This window comes from Calidithermus chliarophilus DSM 9957 (genome assembly GCF_000430045.1).
Taxonomy (GTDB): Bacteria; Deinococcota; Deinococci; order Deinococcales; family Thermaceae; genus Calidithermus; species Calidithermus chliarophilus.
On the sequence record NZ_KE387027.1, the window covers coordinates 605,866 to 622,425 of the forward strand.

The window sequence follows — 16,560 nt, forward strand, 5'->3', positions numbered from 1 at the left end:
CCCGCCCGCCCCTCCCTCTCCCGGCCGCACGGCCCGGCCATCCCCCGGGCCCCGCCCCCCGGCCTCGCGTAGACTTGGTCCGTGAGCCCGGGCCGTCCCTGCAGCGGCAGGCGTCCGGCCGGGCACGAGCGATGAGCGATAAGGGTATCGGGAGATCACGATGAGCTACGTCCTGGTCAGCCGCAAGGGGTGCCACCTGTGCGAGGAGGCCGAGCAGATGCTGGGGGCCCTGCGCCTCCCCTTCGAGCTGCGCGACGTGGATCAGGACCCCGAGTTGCGGCTGGAGTACAGCTTCCGCGTCCCGGTCCTGCTGCGGGGCTCTGAGGTGCTGATGGAGGGCCGCTTCGACGCGCCCCGGCTCGTCCGGCTTCTCGAGCAAAGCGGTGACGGCGCACAGCCGGTAGCCGACTAGCCACGTCGGGCACGGCGACCTGAGCGGCCGTGCGGGCAATTGTGTAAAGGTCTACTAAACTGCGGAAGGAGAGCTTAGGTATGGACCCAATCATGATCGAAATCGGGCCGATCCAGATCCGCTGGTACGGCTTCTTCCTGGTGGTGGCGATCTTCGCCGGGTTCGAGATCGCCAAGCGCTACCTGCGGGGCTGGGGCTACGACCCCGACCGCTTCGAGCAGGCCGCCTTCTGGGCGGTGGTGGCGGGGGTGATCGGCGCCCGGCTGGGCTACGTGCTCACCAGCCCCAGCGACTTCGCCGACAACCCCATCTCGGCCTTGTACATCTGGCAGGGCGGGCTCTCGATCCACGGCGCGCTGATCGTGGGCATCCTGGCCTTCTGGCTCTACTCGCGCCGCTACGGCACCCCCTTCATGCCCTACCTCGAGGCCTCCCTCCCCGCCGTGGCGCTGGGGGTGATCGCCGGGCGGCTGGGCAACTTCATGAACGGCTCCGACACCGTGGGCCGCCTGACCACCCTGCCCATCGGCTTCACCTGGCCCGAGTCGGCCTCGGGCTTCCCCGGCCTGTGCAAGGCGGGCGACGTGGTCACGCTGGCCTACGGGCTGTGCCTGGGCGAGGTGGTGCGCGGGCCGGTGCACCTGACCCAGATCTACGGGGTGGTCATCGGCGTCGTCCTCACCGTGCTGGTGGTGCGCTGGCTGGCGATGAAGAAGCCCTGGGGCTACGCCTTCTGGCAGTTCGTGCTGTGGTACAGCGTGCTGCGCTCGGTCTTCGAGGAGACCTTCCGGCTCAACCCGCTGTGGGTCAACGTCTACGAGAACAACCAGCTCGGCGTCGGCTTCTTCACCGCCACCCAGATCTTCTCGATCCCCCTGATCATCCTGGCGATCGTCATGCTCTACCGCCTGCCCCGCGGCACCCGCGAGGCCGTCGCGGTGCCCGTGAACACGCCCCCGAAGGCGGACAAGGCCGAGGCCAAGCCGCGCAAGAAGGGCTAACCCCGCCGGACGGCGACGAGGAGCGGGTGGCGCGAACACGCCACCCGCTCTCGCCATCCCGAACGGCGCCTCAACGCAGGCCCGGGGGCTCGGCAGGCTTGAGCCAGAAGTTGCGCTCCTCCGCCTGCTTGAGGTAGGCGCACAGGCTCTCGAGGTCCTTGAAGTAGATCACTTCGCCCTTGCCCTCCACGGGGCGCACCGAGGCCCTGACCTCTCCGGCCGGCCCGTGCCACAGGCGCAGTTCAAGGGCGATGGCTTTCGAACCCATTGCTCCCTCCTGCGAACGAATCTAGCAAGGCCGGCGTTATATCGCCGTTACAGCAGGGTTACACCGGACGAGGCTGCTGCGGGGCGCTCCCCCGGCCTCGAGCCCGCCCCTGCGGGACATTTGCTGCCGCCCCCCGGCCTAGCATGGGGCCATGGAAACCACCCGGACCGGAAAAGCCCTGCGCCGCAGCGACGTGGACAAGCTTTACCAGGCGCGCCTGTGCGACCTCGAGACCGCCGCCGCCATGGTGCAAAGCGGCTGGCGGGTCTACGTCTCCGGCAACGCCGCCACCCCCACGCCCCTGCTCGAGGCCCTGGCCGCCCGCAAGGACGAACTGCACGACGTCGAGCTCGTCCACGTGCTCCAGCTCGGCCCCGACCCCTTTCTCGCGCCCGAGATGGAGGGCCACTTCCGCCGCCGCTCGATGTTCGTGGGGCCCGCCGACCGCGAGGCGGTCAACAGCGGCCGCGCTGACTACGTGCCGATCTCGCTGCACCAGATCCCCTGGCTGTTCAAGCGCGGCCTGCTGCCCCTCGACGCCGCGCTGGTGCAGGTCTCCCCGCCCGACGAGTTCGGCTTCGTGAGCCTGGGGGTAGAGATCATCGCGGCCAAGGCCGCCGTGGAGATCGCCCGCCAGGTGATCGCACTGGTCAACCCCCGCATGCCCCGCACCCTGGGTGACACCTTCGTGCACGTCTCGAAGTTCGCGGCCTTCGTCGAGGTGGACCTGCCGCTGCCGCAGCTCGAGCGCGGCGGCTTCAGCGAGGTGGAAGCCCGCATCGGCAAGCACGTCGCCGACCTGATCGACGACGGCTGCACGCTGCAGATGGGCATCGGGGCCATCCCCGACGCGGTGCTGGCCAACCTCGAGGGCCGCCGGGACCTGGGCATCCACACCGAGATGGTCTCCGACGGGGTGATGGAGGCGCTCGAGCGCGGCATCGTCACCGGCAGCCGCAAGACCCTGTTGCCGGGCAAGGTGGTGGGCACCTTCGTGCTGGGCAGCGAGCGGCTGTACCGCTTCGTGCACAACAACCCCCTCTTCGAGATGCGCCCCGCCGACTTCGTCAACGACCCCTTCACCGTCGCCCGCAACGACCGCATGATCGCCATCAACTCGGCGCTCGAGATCGACATCACCGGCCAGGTCTGCGCCGACTCCATCGGCAGCACCATCTACTCCGGCTTCGGCGGCCAGCTCGACTTCATCCGCGGCGCGGCCGCCAGCGAGGGCGGCAAGCCCATCATCGCCCTGCCCTCGACCGGCAAGAACGGCGCCTTCTCCCGCATCGCCCCGGTGCTCAAAACCGCCGCCGGCGTCGTCACCACCCGCGCCGACGTCCACTACGTCGTCACCGAGTACGGCGTGGCCGAACTCTTCGGCCGCAGCCTGCGCGAACGCGCCCAAGCCCTCATCAACATCGCCCACCCCAACTTCCGCGAACAACTCACCCAAGCCGCCTGGGAACGCCGCCTGTTGCCGAGGGGGTACATGGGGGTGAGGCTGTAGGAGGGCGGGGAAGGGGCTTGGGGAGGTCCGTGGTAGACGGCGGTAAGCCGTCAGCTTTCAGCCATCAGCCGTCAGCAGTAAACGAAGGGCTTGTGGCCCGTGGCTCGTGGTAAACCCCACCCCTTCCTTCCCCGCGTGCGGGGAGGGTTTATCCCCCCCAGCCCCCCTTGCTAAGGGGGGTAAAGAAAAGGCATCTTGCGTTCGGCTATCGGCTATGAGCTATCGACCATCGACCATCGACCACGACCATCGACATTTCTCGCCGTACCCCCCTAATTCAATATCCGATTCGCCCGGATCTGCGCCAGGACCTGCTCGAGCTGTTCCAGCGACGCGTCGATCTGCTCGAAGCTCTGGGCATAGCTCTCGATGACCTCGGGGTCGCTGAGGTAGGGGGCGGTGTTGCGGAAGGTCTGCCAGCCCTCGCGGATCTGCGCGATGATCTGCTCCGCGCCGTCGGAGGCCGCCAGGAAGTGGGCGAACTGGGGGCTCTGCTCGGCCCTCTCGAGCCGTGCTTCTTGGGCATCGACGATGGCTAGGAGGGCTTCGACGCGGGGACTCAGGGCCATGAGGCTACCTTAGCAGAAGAAGGCGTGGGGCGTGGGGAATATGGACCCGGCAGGGTGCGGCAGGCGGGCTCATGCGTTAGAATCACGACTTGACGCCTCGAGGAGGCATTTCTCCCGGAAACCCGACCTATGCCCGACCCCCGTCCCAAGTCCGACCCCAACCCCTTCACCCACAACGTGCGCGTGGTGCTGGTGGGCACCCAGGAGCCCATGAACGTGGGTGCGGTGGCCCGCGCCATGCGCAACTTCGGCATGAGCGAGCTCTGGCTCGTGGCCCCTGAGCCCCGCGTGGTGGCCGACCTCGAGGCCCGCCCCAACTCCGACGCCTACCGCCTGGCCGTCCACGCCGACCCCATCCTCGACAACCTCCGCCGCGCCGACACGGTGCTCGAGGCCGTGGGCGACTGCCAGTTGGTGCTGGCGACCACGGCCCGCTCGCGCGACATCCACGTAGGCCGCCTGGCCGAGCCCCGGGGTGCGGCTCAGGCCGTGGCGCAGGTGGCCCAGCAGGGAAAGGTGGCCCTGCTCTTCGGGCGCGAGATGTACGGCCTGACCAACGAGGAGATGGACCAGGCCGGCCTCATCGTGCGCATCCCCACCGCCCCCGAGCAGCCCAGCCTGAACCTGGCCCAGGCCGTGCTGCTGCTGGCCTACGAGATCTTCGTCGCCATCACCGACCCCCCCGCCCCCAAGCCCGAGCGCCTGGCCGAGCGGGAGGCGCTCGAGCACCTCTTCGAAGACCTCGAGAGCTACATCCTGCAGATCGGCTTCACCGACGCCAAGCGCTTCGCCTACGCCCGCCGCCGCCTGCGCCGCATCTTGCACAAAGCCGAGCTGAGCCCGGGGGAAGTCCAGATGCTCCGGGGGCTGCTGCATCAGAGCCGGTGGTACGCGAAGAATGGGCCGCGTTGAATGCTGGATGCCGATAGCCGATAGCCGATGGCTGATGGCCGATAGCCGGGCGTGGGTCGTACGTCGTACGTCGTACGCAAAACGCAAGACGCAAAACGCCAAACGCAAGACGCCATGTTCCCCCCTTAACAAGGGGGGCTGGGGGGGATACCCCCTCCCCGCGTGCGGGGAGGGGTTCCTTTCACCACGAGCCACTAGCCTTTCGCTGACGGCTGACGGCTGAAAGCTGACGGCTTACCGCCGTCTACCACGAGCCACAGCACAGGCCACACGCCACGGGCCTACCCAACACCCTTCCCACCCCTAGGTTTTTTAGACTGGGTATCTTCGTTACGCTCTGATAGGCTAATGGTTCAAGGAGGGTAGAGCGGTGGATACCGACGTCAAACGTTACCTACGCCAAGGCTTTCACGTCGAAGGTCCGCTCTCGCCCGGCAAGTTCGAAAGCGAGCTGGCTAAGCGCATCGGCAGCCCGGGTCGCCGAAGACCGATCTTGCAGGCCTGGAAGCGCTATCTCGCGGGGGGCGGCCTCGAGGCGGTGCGAAGTTTTTACGCAGGGCTGCTGGCGCATCCCCGCGAGCGCCTGGAGGGGTTGGTGTATGCCATGCACCTGCCTTTCCTGGAATTTTATGCCGAACAGGTGCCGCGCCTGCTCGAGCCGGGTGGGGGGCGGGTGCTCGAGGTGGGGGCCTTCACGGGCGGGCTGGTGGGCTGGCTGGCCCGGGTCCGGCCCGACCTCGAGTGGCACGCCCTGGAGGGGGTGGCCGAGGCGGTGCAGATCGGGCGGGAGCGGCTGCCGGGCGTGACCTGGCACCAGGGCTGGTTCGGGGCGCCTTCGGGCTCCCCGCAGGAGGGGGGCGGGGGAGAGGCCCCGCCGCAGTTGCCCCTGATGGACGCCGTCCTGCTGTTGTCGGTGCTGCCGGAGGGCTATTTGGGCGACCTCCCAGGGCGCCTCGAGGCCGAGGCTTTCGACCGGCAGTTTGGGCTCCCCGGGCGGCTCATGGCCCTGCAGGGGCTGCTGCGGCCGGGCGGGCTGCTGGTTTACGGGCACGGCCCCTTCCTGGGCAAGAACCCCGAGCGGCTGGGGGCGATGCTCGAGGAGCTGGGCTTCAGCGAGGTGCGGTGCACCGGGGAGGGGGAGTACTGCCTGGTCAGCGCGCGCATGCCCGAGGAGCTGTCCCTGCGCCGCCGCGAGGAATCCGGCGTCCAGGTGGTGCCTCCTCCGGCCCCGGTCGCCCAGGCCCAGCCCGCCGCGGCGCCTGTCGAGGAGCTATGGCGCCTGCTCGAGGCCGAGGACTACGCCGCCGTCCTGCAAAACAGCCCCGAGGACGCCCGGGGTGAGCTGGCCTACCTGCGCGGCCGCGCTCTCTTCGCGCTCTCCCGCTTCGCCGAGGCCGAAGCCACCCTGGCGGGTGCCGGGAGGGCCGAGGCCGAGGACCTGCGGGCGTTCTGCTGGGTCGAGCTCGAGGACTACCGCCGGGCGCTGCCGCGCCTGGAGGCCCTGGCGAGCCGGGGCGGGCGCTACCGCTTCTACCTGGGCCGGGTTTACCTGGGCCTGGGCCGCCTGGCCGACGCGCTGCGGCAGTTGTTCGAGGCCGGGATCCCCGAGGCCGAGCTCTACTTCAAGACCGCGCTCGAGCGCATGGAGGAGCGCGCGGTGCGGCTGTCGCGCGAGGGGGACTGGAGCGAGGCCAGCCGCCGGGTGGAGTTCGTGGAGGACCTCTCGCCGCAGTTGCTCAGCCGGGGGCTGCTGCGCCTGGGCCTGCAGGCGAGCCTGAGCCAGGGGCTGTGGGCCCGCGCCCAGCGCTACGCCCAGCGGCTGTACGACCTGGGCGAGGCGGCCGGGGCGCTGGGGATGGCCCTGGTGGGCTTGCGGGTGCGGGGCCCGGAGGGCCTGGAGAGCGTGCCGCTGGAAAACCTCAAGGAGGTCGAGCCCTACCTCACCGACGCGGTGGCCCGCGCCGAGGAGGCCACCGCGCTCTTGGCCCTGGGCCTGCTGCGCCACCGCGAGGGGCGCCACACCGAGGCCCTGCGCTACCTCGAGGCCGCCGCGCGGGAGGGGCAGGGGGAGTCGAAGGGCTTCGCCTACCACCTGCTGGCCGAGGCCAAGCAGGCGCTGGGCCACTCCATGACCGAGGTGCTGGGCGACCACAAGCGCGCCCACGCCTTCCGCGCCTACGGCGTCGAGGAGCTTTTCGCGCTGGCCCAGCAGGCCTACGAGCAGGGCGAGACGGTGCTGGCGAGGGAATTCCTGGCCCGGGTGCGCGACAGCGGCCTCGAGCACTTCCGGGGCGACCCCAGCGCGGTGCTGCGGCTGGTGGAGACCCTCGAGGGCCCCTGGGAGGCCTTCCGGCTGCTGGCCCGCTCGCTCGAGCACACCCGCAACCCCTCGCTCGAGCTGCTCGAGCTGGCCTACCGCCTCTCGCGCGGCTTCAGCCAGAGCGAGGAGGCCCAGAACGTGCGGGGCCGCTACCTGGCCGCGCTCTACGACGCCGGGCAGCAACTGGGCGCCGAGGCGCTGCTGCTGGCCGAGCTCGCCCGCACCCCCGAGGCGCTGGAGGTGCGCTACGACCTGGCCGAGCACTACGAGCGCACCGGGGCCTACAAGAAGGCCGCCGAGCAGTGGCGCAAGGCCCTCGAGGTGGCCTACTACTGGGAGAAAGACCTCGAGCTCTCCCGCGAGATCCTGCGCAACCTCCTCTTCCTCAACCCCACCGACCCCGACCTCCAGCTCTACCTCGAGGAGCTCAAGGCCACCTCCAAGGCCGTGGCCCAGCTCGACGGCGTACCCGACGTGCTGGCCGGGGCCACCCCCGACAGCCTGCTCAAGGAGGGCCTGCCGCGCTTCCACGGTGAGTACCTGCTGGTGGTGGGCGGCCACACCCAGTTGCGCAGCCGCATGGTGCCCTTCCTCGAGGCCCAGGGCCTCAAGGTCGACTGGTTCGACTCCGACGCCAACGCCGCCGGGCGCGAGGTGATCCGCCGCATCCACAGCCGCCTCGAGCGCGCCCACGGCATGATGATCATCTCGAGCTACGTCGGCCACGACCTCTCCGAGCCGGTGCGGCTCGAGGCCGAGAACCTGGGCGTCCCCGTATACCTCACCCCCGGCCGCGCCCGCGGCATCACCGGCTTCCTCCGCGCGGTGGCCGAGTTCGCCCCCCAGCTCTTCAAGCGCGCTCTACGGGGCGGTTGAAGCTCGTGGGAAACCCCTCCCCGCACGTGGGGAGGGGGCAAGGGGAAGGGCGGGCCCCCGTGCCCGCCCCTACGTCGTGCGTTTAGCGTTCGGCTATCGACTATCGACGTCTCTCAGCGTTCAGCGCCAGGAGCAAAGAGGGGAGCCCCGCTCACCGCGCCCCAGCGGGTGGCCCTCAAGCCTCCCACGCTGAAGAGGGAGCGGCCGTCCGGGCTGAAACCGACCCAGTAGGTTTCCTCCGTGCTCAGGGTGCGCAGCTTGCGGCCGCTGGCGAGGTCCCACAGGTGGATGCCGTCTTCGCCCGCGCTGGCGAGGACCTGCTGGTCGGGGCTGATGGCGACGGCCCAGGCCTCACCGGCGTGCTCGAGGGTGCGCAGCAGGGCCCCGGTGGCGACCTCCCACACCCGCACGGTGCCGTCTTCGGCGCCGCCGGCGAGCAGCTTCCCGTCGGGGCTGAAGGCCAGGTCGTAGACCGGGCCGCCCCCGCCGCTCTCGGCGTAGCGGCTGCCCGTAGACCACGCGCAGTGGGTCGAGGGGCACTCGCCGCGGGCGCGCTCCCCGCCGGCCTCGCCCCCGCCCACCAGGCGCAGGAATTGCCCGCTCCGGCCGTCCCACAGCCGGACCGAGCCGTCCTCCCCGCCGCTGGCGATGAGGCCGCCGTCGGGGCTGAACCTGGCGACGTACACGTCGGCGGTGTGGCCGGTGAGGGTCGCGGCCGAGCTCCAGCGCTGTACGTTCCACAGCAGCAACTGCTCGCCCCGGCTCAGCAGCAGGGTGCGGCCGTCCGGGCTGAAGGCCTGCACGAGCGCGTCGCCGTAGGCCCCTCGGGCCTGGTTGCGCAGGCGCTTGCCGGAGGGGTACTCCCGCAGCTCGAAGCCCTCCTCGGTGGTGACCGCGAAGGCCTTGCCGTCGGGGGTGAAGGCGGGCCAGGCGGTCTCGAGGTCGAACTCGATGGTTCGGACGCCGCTGGAGGAGGGCTTGGAGCCGTCCCACGCCACCACGGCGGCGCCGTCGCTGAGCGCCAGGCGGCTGCCGTCGGGGGTGAGGCTGGCCCCGCGGAAGTCCGCCTCGGCGTAGAGGTGGCCCTGGGCCTCGAGGCCCCAGGCGGCCCTCGCGCTCGCGGGCACGCCCTCGGCCAGCTCGAGCGGGGCCTGCACGTTGCGGGTCTCGCCCGCGACCAGCGTGACCCCGAGCTTGCTGGGGGCGAAGAGCTCGAGGGCGGGCTCGAGCTCGACCTGGTGCTCGCCGGGGGGCAGGTCCCACAGCTCGAGCCGCCCGCTCAGGTCGGTGGTCCCCCGGAGGTCGCCGTCCACCCGCACGGGGGTGTTGGGGAGGGCGAAGCTCAGCGCCAGGCGGGCCTGGGCGGCCGGGGCCGCGGGGAGGCCGAAGACGGCGGCCTTGCCAGCGGCGCCCAGCACCCGCGCCCCGCCCAGGTCGTTGAAGGCCAGGCGGGTGCCGTCGGGGCTGAAGGCCACGTCCAGGCTCCGCGCGCCCGTTTTGAAGGTGCGTTCGGCCTTCCCGCTGAGCACCGACCACAGCGCGACGTTGTAGTTCCCGGCGGTCGCCAGCAGGCGGCCGTCGGGGCTGAGGCCGATGGAGCTGATCCCGTTCTGTGGGGTGAAGATCGCCAGCCGGCGGCCGGATAGCGTATCCCAGACCGCGGCGGAGGTTTCCGAGGCTGCGGCCAGGCTCCGGCCGTCGCGACTCCACACGAGCTGGAAAGGCTCGGCGAACTCGAAGGCGCGCAGCAGCCGGCTGTTCTCGAGCTCGTAGACCCAGGTCGTGCGGAGGCCCCCGACGGCCAGGCGCCGTCCGTCGGGGCTGAAGGCCACGGCCGTGACGGGGGAAAACGCGAACTTATCGAGGAGGCCGGTGGCGCGGGTCGCGGGGCGCAGGTCGGGCAGGGTCCACAGCCGCAGGCTCTCGCCGTCGACCGTTGCCAGGGTCGTGCCGTCGGGGCTTATGGAGAAGAAGTGGTACTGACCCTTGAGTTGCCCCAGCGCTTTGGCGGTGCTGAGGTCCCACACGCGCAGGATGCCCTCCCCGCCGGAGAGGCTGACCAGCCGGCGGCCGTCCGGCGTGAATTGCAGCCAGTTGGCCCTTTTCTGGTGCCCGCGTAGCGCAGCCAGCAGCTTGCCGCTGGCGTTGTCGTAGACCAGGACGGGGCCGGTGGGGGTGCCCACGGCCACCCTCGAGCCGTCGGCGTTGAGGGTGAGGGAGGACGCGACGATGGGGTGCCCCGGCAAGCTGTGAAGCACTTGGCCTCTTTTTAGGTCATAGAACTGGATGGCAGTCGGCACGCTCGCCAGCAAACGGCCGTTACCCGCGAAGGCTAGGGCGTTCCAGCCAGGGTAGTACTCGGGGCTCAGCACCCGCAGGCGTTGCCCGCTCTTGGCCGACCACAGCTTCAAGCCCGTGCTCCCGCCCGAAACCATCTGCTGCCCGTCCGGGCTGAAAGCGACCTCCCAGGTGCCTTCGCCGTCGCTGGCGATCTGGCGCAGCAGCTTGCCCTCGGCCACCGACCACAGCCGCAGGCTCCCGCCGAAGTCGCTGCTGGCGAGGGTCTTGCCGTCGGGGCTGAAGGCCACGGACGTGACCTCCTGCGGGGGGCGGAGGGTCTTGAGGGACTTACCGTCCTTGGCGCTCCACAGGCGCACGGTCTTGTCGCTCGAGCCCGTCGCCAGCAGCCGGCCGTCGGCCGACCAGTCCAGGCCGTACACCGCGCCCGTGTGCCCGCTCAACAGCCGCAGTTGCTGGCCGGTGCGGGGGTCGAACACGCGCACGGCGCCGCGGTTGGTGGCTACGGCCAGGCCGCGGCCGTCGGGGGCGAAGGCCAGGTCGTAGACCACCTCGGCCTGGGTGGCGACGCGGCGCAGCTCGCGGCCGCTCGAGGCCTCCCACAGCCGCAGGTCGCCGGTGCGGGTGCCGGCCGCCAGGGTGCGCCCGTCCGGGCTGAAGGCGACGCTCAGCACGGCGCCCACGCCGGCGGGCGCGCGGAAGGTTCGCACCGACTGGCCGCTGCGGAGGTCGCGCAGGATCACCGCCCCGTCGTTACCGCCCGAGGCCGCCCAGCGCCCGTCGCGGCTCACCGCCAGCGCCCCCGCGGGCTCGGTGATGCCCTCGAGGCGGCGCAGCTCGAGCAGGTTCCCCAAACCGCCGGTCTGGGCTATAGCGACGAGATTCAGCGATAGAAAACTCCATAAGAGAATGCCCTTGAACTTCATGTAGCCCCTTTCTTCAGGCCGTGGAGCCAACGCGGTGCCCGGCCCCCTAGCCAAGTTCATACTCTATTCAAAAACAGGGAACGGACCAAGGGCCCGCTGCCCGAGGCCGGCGGGCCCTCTCGCCGCGGGTAGCTCGAAAAAGCCGATTGTGCATGGAGTAGATAGCCCTTAGACTGCAGGCCTAGGGAGGATTGGAATGCTTTCAGAAACACTGGTGAGCGACGTGCTCCGCCGGGCCCGTCTGGGTGGGGCCGATTTCGCCGAACTGTACGTGGAGCGCTGGAAGCGCCGCAACCTGCGGATGCTTTCGGGCGAGGTCAAGGAGGCCACCAGCGGCCTCGAGTACGGCGCGGGCCTACGGCTGTTCTACGGCACCGAGGTGGTGTACGCCTACACCAACGACCTCTCGCCCGAGAGCCTGCTCGAGGTCACCGAGACCCTGGTCAAGCTCAAGGGACAGGCCGGGCAGGTGGACTCGCGGGGTGAGGGTGGCCTGGACTTCCGCAAGCAGGCGGCGCGGGGCCTGCACGCCCCCGAGGTGCCGCTGTCGGCCCGTGACCGGCGCTACCGCGTGGAGCGGCTGCTCGAGGCCGAGGCCGCCGCCCGGGTGGCCCCCGAGGTCAAGCAGGTGCAGACACAGTTGCTCGAGTGGGACCAGGAGGTGCTGGTCGCGACCTCCGAGGGCAAGTGGGTCGAGGACCGCCGCGTCCGCACCCGTTACGTGGTCACCGCCATCGCCCAGAACGAGACCGGCATGCAGACCGGCACCTTCGGGCCGGGGCTGAGCGTGGGCCTGGAGCTCTTCGACCGCTACCCGCCCAGCGAGATCGGCCGTAAGGCCGGGGAGCAGGCCATGACCAACCTGCGGGCCAAGCCCGCCCCGGCGGGCACCATGCCGGTGGTCATCGGCAACGCCTTCGGGGGGGTGATCTTCCACGAGGCGCTGGGGCACCTCCTGGAGACCACCTCGGTCGCCAAGAAGGCCAGCGTCCTCTCCGACAAGCTGGGCGAAAAGGTGGCCTCCGACTGCGTCACCTACATCGACGATGGCACCACCCCCCACGGCTGGGGCTCCTCCGAGTTCGACGACGAGGGCATGGAGACCGCGCGCACCGTGCTCATCGAGAACGGCGTGCTCAAGAGCTACATGGTGGACAAGATGGGCGCGATGAAGACCGGCTACGCCCCCACCGGCTCCGGGCGCCGCCAGGACTACACCTACGCCCCCACCAGCCGCATGCGCAACACCTTCATCGCCCCCGGCGACACCCCCATCGAAAAGCTCTTCGAGGGGATCGAGTACGGCCTCTACGCCAAGGACATGGGCGGCGGCCAGGTCAAGCCGGGCAGCGGGGAGTACAACTTCGGGGTCAAGGAGGCCTACATCATCCGCAACGGGCGCATCGAGGAGCCGGTGCGCGGGGCCATGCTGGTGGGCAAGGGCCCCGACAGCATCGCCAAGATCGTGGCGGTCTCGAGCGACCTCGAGACCTCGCCCGGCATGTGCGGCAGCCTCTCGGGGAGCATCCCGACCGAGGTGGGCCAGCCCCACCTGCTGATTTCCGAGATCGTGGTGGGAGGGCAGGCATGAACTTCGAAGAGGCCAAGGACTACCTGTTGAAAAAAGCCCGCCAGATGGGCATCGACGCCGAGGTGCTGGCCGCCGAGTCCCGCGAGCTGAGCCTCAGCGCCTTCGGGGGGCAGCTCGAGGAGATCACCCAGGCCACCCAGGGGGGCATCGGGGTGCGGGTGGTGGTGGAGGGCAAGGTGGGCTATGCCTACACCGAGGAGAAGACCCCCGAGGCCCTGGACTGGGTGATGCAGGAGGCCCACGAAAACGCCCTGCTGCAGAGCAGCGGCGGGGGCTTCATCCCGGTGGGCTCGGCGCTGGGCCGCCACGACCTGCTGGGCGAAGGGCTCTCGGCCCCGCTCGAGCAGAAGCAGGCCGCCGCGCTCACCGTCGAGGCCACCCTGCGCCAGGACGCGCGCGTCAAGCAGGTGCCCCGCACGTCCTACCAGGAGCAGGAAATCCAGGTGGTGCTGGGCTCGACCCAGGGGGCCAGCGGGGGCTACCGCACCGGGGTGAGCGTGGTGATGGGCATGGCCATCCTCAGCGACGGCGGAGCGCCCAAGCAGAGCTGGAACGTGGACTTTAGCCGCGAGTTCCACGCCCTCGAGCCCGGCAAGACCGCCCTCGACCTGATCCATGACACGGCCCGCCTGCTCGGCGCCCGGCCGCTCAAGACCGGCAAGTACCGCGCCTACTTCGAGCCCAAGGCCTTCGCCCAGCTTCTGGGCGTGATCAGCTTCATGTTCTCGGCCAAGAACGTGCTCGAGGGCAAGAGCCTGCTGGCGGGGAAGGTAGGGGAGAGGGTGGCCTCCGACCTCGTGACCGTCGTGGACGACCCCACCCTGCCCGGCGGCATCGCCTCGCGCCCCTTCGACGCCGAGGGCACCCCCTCCCGCCGCCTGACCCTCATCGAGAAGGGCGTGCTCAAGAGCTTCGCCCACAACTCCGAGACCGCCCGCCAGATGGGCGTGGAGCCCACCGGCAACGCCCAGCGCAGCTACAAGGGCGTGCTGGGGGTGGGCCACTCCAACCTCTTCCTCGAGCCCGGCTCCGGGGTCAAGCTGCAAGAGGGCGTGATCGTCACCGAGATGATGGGCCTGCACGCCGGGGCCAACCCCATCTCCGGCGACTTCAGCCTGCAAGCCCTGGGCCTCAAGGTCGAGGGCGGCGAGGTAGCTTACGCAGTGGAAAACTTCACCGTGGCCGGCAACCTGCTCTCGCTTTTGCAAAGCATCAGCGCGGTGGGGGAGGGGCTCGAGTGGGAGTACTGGGGTATGGCCCTGGGCGCTCCCATGGTTGAGGTGGCGGAGCTGTCGTTCGCGGGGGCGTGAGGGGGCGATAGCCCGTGGGCGGAGGCCGGGCGCGGGTCGTACGACCCGCGCCCGGCGTCGTACGGCGTACGTCCTACGTCGTACGCAAAACGCAAAACGCAAGACGCCAAACGCAAAACGCGAGACGTCTTGTCACCCCCCTTAGCAAGGGGGGCTAGGGGGGATATTCCTTCCCCGCACGCGGGGAGGGTTGGGGAGGGGTAAACCACGAACCACAAGCCACAAACCACGAGCCTCCCGCTGATGGCTGACCGCTGATAGCTGACCGCTGATAGCTGACCGCTTATCGCCCTTAACCTTACACCCCTCCAGTAGCGAACGGACACGCCCCGGGTGTACCCTGGGTCCATGCCCCAAGCTCAAGCAAACCTGTTCCTGACGGGCTCGAGCGAGCTTGTAAAGGGCGTTTTGAGACTTTGTAAAACGAGAATCACATAATGTAAAACCGGGCTTGACATTTTATAAAGACATGCTTTACACTCCTTGATAAGGAGGTAGAGCATGTTCGGGTTTCACGAGTTCGAAACGTACCGGCTGCACAACCAGGAGCGGCTGAACCAACTGCGGGCTCAGGCCCAGGTGGACCGCCTGCTCCCTCGCCACTCCCTGCGCCGCCGCCTCGCGCTGGTGCTGCGCCGGTGGGCCGAGGCGCTCGAGGCCCCCGCGCCGCGGCGCGCCGTGGCCGCCTGAGAGCCTGGAGGTTGCGAACCATGACCCGCCGTGAACGCGTCGAACAGCTCGTGGCCGAGGGCAAGCTCACCGCGCTCGAGGCCCGGGTCCTGCTCGAGAACCTCCCCCCACAAGACCCCCTGGAGGGGGCGGGGGCAACTGAGCCTCCCCCCGCCCCCAACCCTTCCTTCCAACCCCTGTTCGTCTTCATCCAAGAAGCCTGAGGCCGCGAGGAACCCCATGAACGACCACGAACGCATCCATAACCTGCTGCGCGAGGGCCGCATCACCGAGGAGGAGGCCCAGATCCTGCTGGGCGCGCTGCGCGAGCTCGAGGAAGCCTCGCCCCAACCGCACGACTTCCGCCCACAGACCCAGCAGGTGCGCCTGGGCATGCTGCCGCCCACCCTCCGCTGGGTCCGCGCCCGGCTGCGGGACTGCTCGGTGGAGGTCAAGGTGAACCCCCGGCTGCAGGAGCCCGACATCCGCGGCCCCGTGAGCGTCCGGGACGCCGGCCCCGACCTCGAGGTCGACACCGACGACGAGATCACCGACGACGTGCGCGTCGAGCTCCCCGAGGGCTGGGGCCTCGAGCTCGACATGCACGGCTGCGACTTCGAGGCCGAGGGCCTGGCGTGGGTGAAGGGGAGGGCCCACTCCTGCTCGGTGGAGCTCGAGCGGGTACAGGGCGTCGACCTCGAGCTCAATAGCTGCGACTTCGAGGCCACCCTCAAGCTCAACCAGGGCGAGCACCGCCTGGTGATGGCCAGCACCGACGCCGAGATCGAACTGCGCGGCTCGAGCGTGAAGGTGGAGGGGCGCATCCGCGGGGGCGACCTCGACCCGCGCGGGCCCTTCACCCTACGCGGGCGCGACTTCAAGGGCCAACTGGGCCGGGGCGAGGCCCACCTCTGGATCGAGCACAACCAGGGCGACCTCACCCTCGAGGCCTGAAGGAGACGAGATGAGCGAACACGAACGCATCCAGAACCTGCTCAGAGAAGGCAAGATCACCGAGGAAGAGGCCCGGCTGTTGAGCGAGGCCCTCGAGGCCCCCTTCAGCGAGCCCGTGGGCTACCGCCCCGTCTCGGGGGGAAACCCTCAGGAAGCCTACGCTCCGCCCCGCGCCGGCGAGAACCCCTCCGCCTTGCGCTGGGTGCGGGTGCGGCTGACTGCGGGCGAGCTGGTAGCCAGCTTCGACCCTAGCCTCCGGGAGCCGGAGGTCGAGGGCAAGGTGGAGACCCGCGAGAACGGGCGCGACCTCGAGGTCTCCCCCCAGATCCCCGGCGGCGACTTCCTGGGCAACCTCCTGGGCGGGCTCAAGATCGGGCAGGTGACCGTACGGGTGCCCGCCGGGTGGGGCCTGGAGGTGCACGGCACCGCCGGCGAGGTGCGGGCCCGGGGGCTGCCCTACGTCAAGGCCCGGCTGATGGCCGGCGAGGTGGACTTGAGCGACGTGCAGGGCGTGGACGTGGAGGTCAAGACCGGCCAGATCGAGGGCAGCGTGATGCTCACCGAGGGCCGCCACCGCCTCAACGTCACGCTGGGCGAGGTGGACGTGAAGATCCTGCCCGGCTCGAGCGTCAAGGTCGAGTCGCGGGTGGGCCTGGGCAACCTCGAGACCACCCCCCGCCAGGTGGGGCAGGGCTCGGCCCAGCTCGAGGCCTCCGTCAGCGTGGGCAACCTGGAAGTGAGGGCCTAAAGATGAGCGAACAGATCCGAGCGGGAGAGGATATGACCGAACGCGAACGCATCCAGGCGCTGCTCGACGACGGGCGCATCACCCAGGAGGAGGCCGACTTGCTGCTGGAAGCCCTCGCGGAGGCCGAAGCCGCCGAGGCGGAGGCCGAGGCCCAGGCCGGGCCCACCCCGCCCCCGCCGCCCCGCCCCTCCCTCGG

At 70.0% G+C, this 16,560-nt stretch carries 14 protein-coding genes; 11 read left to right on the forward strand and 3 right to left on the reverse strand.

Annotated features, from left to right (window positions below; genetic code table 11):
• Positions 1–160 precede the first annotated feature (160 nt).
• Positions 161–412, forward strand: a complete 252-nt coding sequence (locus tag MEICH_RS0119965) for a glutaredoxin family protein (protein WP_027894061.1) — start codon at positions 161–163, stop codon at positions 410–412.
• Between the two features lie 80 nt (positions 413–492).
• On the forward strand, positions 493–1,413 hold the full coding sequence (gene lgt, locus MEICH_RS0119970; RefSeq protein ID WP_027894062.1) for a prolipoprotein diacylglyceryl transferase: 921 nt from the start codon (positions 493–495) through the stop codon (positions 1,411–1,413).
• Between the two features lie 70 nt (positions 1,414–1,483).
• Here the strand turns inward: lgt and MEICH_RS0119975 are convergent, their stop codons facing one another.
• A complete protein-coding gene (locus MEICH_RS0119975; protein WP_027894063.1) occupies positions 1,484–1,681 on the reverse strand; it encodes a hypothetical protein in 198 nt (65 codons plus the stop codon).
• Positions 1,682–1,832: 151 nt separating this feature from the next.
• Between MEICH_RS0119975 and MEICH_RS0119980 the strand changes: the two genes are divergently transcribed.
• The gene (locus MEICH_RS0119980) at positions 1,833–3,191 is read left to right on the forward strand and encodes an acetyl-CoA hydrolase/transferase family protein (protein ID WP_051304375.1); all 1,359 of its coding nucleotides are present in this window, start codon (positions 1,833–1,835) and stop codon (positions 3,189–3,191) included.
• Between the two features lie 272 nt (positions 3,192–3,463).
• Here the strand turns inward: MEICH_RS0119980 and MEICH_RS26255 are convergent, their stop codons facing one another.
• Positions 3,464–3,760, reverse strand: coding sequence for a hypothetical protein (locus tag MEICH_RS26255; protein ID WP_036219767.1), 297 nt, complete (start codon positions 3,758–3,760; stop codon positions 3,464–3,466).
• A gap of 129 nt (positions 3,761–3,889) precedes the next feature.
• Here MEICH_RS26255 and MEICH_RS0119990 point away from each other — a divergent pair, with 129 nt between their 5' ends.
• Together MEICH_RS0119990 and MEICH_RS0119995 are read left to right on the forward strand one after the other, a co-directional pair.
• Positions 3,890–4,672, forward strand: a complete 783-nt coding sequence (locus MEICH_RS0119990) for an RNA methyltransferase (protein WP_051304376.1) — start codon at positions 3,890–3,892, stop codon at positions 4,670–4,672.
• A 370-nt stretch (positions 4,673–5,042) separates the two neighbouring features.
• The gene (locus tag MEICH_RS0119995; RefSeq protein ID WP_027894066.1) at positions 5,043–7,868 is read left to right on the forward strand and encodes a hypothetical protein; all 2,826 of its coding nucleotides are present in this window, start codon (positions 5,043–5,045) and stop codon (positions 7,866–7,868) included.
• Positions 7,869–7,981: 113 nt separating this feature from the next.
• Here MEICH_RS0119995 and MEICH_RS0120000 read toward each other — a convergent pair whose 3' ends face one another.
• Positions 7,982–11,152, reverse strand: coding sequence for a WD40 domain-containing protein (locus tag MEICH_RS0120000; RefSeq protein WP_084542444.1), 3,171 nt, complete (start codon positions 11,150–11,152; stop codon positions 7,982–7,984).
• Positions 11,153–11,288: 136 nt separating this feature from the next.
• On the opposite strand from MEICH_RS0120000, the gene MEICH_RS0120005 reads away from it, so the two are divergent.
• The 6 genes from MEICH_RS0120005 to MEICH_RS0120030 all read left to right on the forward strand — a co-directional run bounded on the left by MEICH_RS0120005 (position 11,289) and on the right by MEICH_RS0120030 (position 16,364).
• Entirely contained in the window at positions 11,289–12,683 is a 1,395-nt protein-coding gene (locus MEICH_RS0120005; protein ID WP_027894068.1) for a TldD/PmbA family protein, read from the forward strand.
• Positions 12,680–13,993 carry a TldD/PmbA family protein gene (locus tag MEICH_RS0120010; RefSeq protein ID WP_027894069.1) on the forward strand — a complete coding sequence of 438 codons (1,314 nt, stop codon included), beginning with the start codon at positions 12,680–12,682 and terminating at the stop codon, positions 13,991–13,993. Before MEICH_RS0120005 ends, MEICH_RS0120010 begins: the two co-directional genes overlap by 4 nt.
• Positions 13,994–14,494: 501 nt before the next feature.
• A complete protein-coding gene (locus MEICH_RS0120015) occupies positions 14,495–14,683 on the forward strand; it encodes a hypothetical protein (RefSeq protein WP_027894070.1) in 189 nt (62 codons plus the stop codon).
• 20 nt (positions 14,684–14,703) lie between these two features.
• Positions 14,704–14,886 carry a hypothetical protein gene (locus MEICH_RS0120020; RefSeq protein ID WP_027894071.1) on the forward strand — a complete coding sequence of 61 codons (183 nt, stop codon included), beginning with the start codon at positions 14,704–14,706 and terminating at the stop codon, positions 14,884–14,886.
• 16 nt (positions 14,887–14,902) lie between these two features.
• Positions 14,903–15,616 carry a DUF4097 family beta strand repeat-containing protein gene (locus tag MEICH_RS0120025; RefSeq protein ID WP_027894072.1) on the forward strand — a complete coding sequence of 238 codons (714 nt, stop codon included), beginning with the start codon at positions 14,903–14,905 and terminating at the stop codon, positions 15,614–15,616.
• Positions 15,617–15,626: 10 nt separating this feature from the next.
• Positions 15,627–16,364 carry a DUF4097 family beta strand repeat-containing protein gene (locus tag MEICH_RS0120030; RefSeq protein ID WP_027894073.1) on the forward strand — a complete coding sequence of 246 codons (738 nt, stop codon included), beginning with the start codon at positions 15,627–15,629 and terminating at the stop codon, positions 16,362–16,364.
• The last annotated feature ends 196 nt before the right edge of the window (positions 16,365–16,560 follow it).

Excerpts from the sequence above, each read along its gene's own strand:
- MEICH_RS0119965 (WP_027894061.1), top strand. The coding sequence starts at position 161 with ATGAGCTACGTCCTGGTCAGCCGCAAGGGGTGCCACCTGTGCGAGGAG.
- lgt (WP_027894062.1), top strand. The coding sequence starts at position 493 with ATGGACCCAATCATGATCGAAATCGGGCCGATCCAGATCCGCTGGTAC.
- MEICH_RS0119975 (WP_027894063.1), bottom strand. The coding sequence starts at position 1,681 with ATGGGTTCGAAAGCCATCGCCCTTGAACTGCGCCTGTGGCACGGGCCG.
- MEICH_RS0119980 (WP_051304375.1), top strand. The coding sequence starts at position 1,833 with ATGGAAACCACCCGGACCGGAAAAGCCCTGCGCCGCAGCGACGTGGAC.
- MEICH_RS26255 (WP_036219767.1), bottom strand. The coding sequence starts at position 3,760 with ATGGCCCTGAGTCCCCGCGTCGAAGCCCTCCTAGCCATCGTCGATGCC.
- MEICH_RS0119990 (WP_051304376.1), top strand. The coding sequence starts at position 3,890 with ATGCCCGACCCCCGTCCCAAGTCCGACCCCAACCCCTTCACCCACAAC.
- MEICH_RS0120000 (WP_084542444.1), bottom strand. The coding sequence starts at position 11,152 with ATGAACTTGGCTAGGGGGCCGGGCACCGCGTTGGCTCCACGGCCTGAA.
- MEICH_RS0120005 (WP_027894068.1), top strand. The coding sequence starts at position 11,289 with ATGCTTTCAGAAACACTGGTGAGCGACGTGCTCCGCCGGGCCCGTCTG.
- MEICH_RS0120010 (WP_027894069.1), top strand. The coding sequence starts at position 12,680 with ATGAACTTCGAAGAGGCCAAGGACTACCTGTTGAAAAAAGCCCGCCAG.
- MEICH_RS0120015 (WP_027894070.1), top strand. The coding sequence starts at position 14,495 with ATGTTCGGGTTTCACGAGTTCGAAACGTACCGGCTGCACAACCAGGAG.
- MEICH_RS0120020 (WP_027894071.1), top strand. The coding sequence starts at position 14,704 with ATGACCCGCCGTGAACGCGTCGAACAGCTCGTGGCCGAGGGCAAGCTC.
- MEICH_RS0120025 (WP_027894072.1), top strand. The coding sequence starts at position 14,903 with ATGAACGACCACGAACGCATCCATAACCTGCTGCGCGAGGGCCGCATC.
- MEICH_RS0120030 (WP_027894073.1), top strand. The coding sequence starts at position 15,627 with ATGAGCGAACACGAACGCATCCAGAACCTGCTCAGAGAAGGCAAGATC.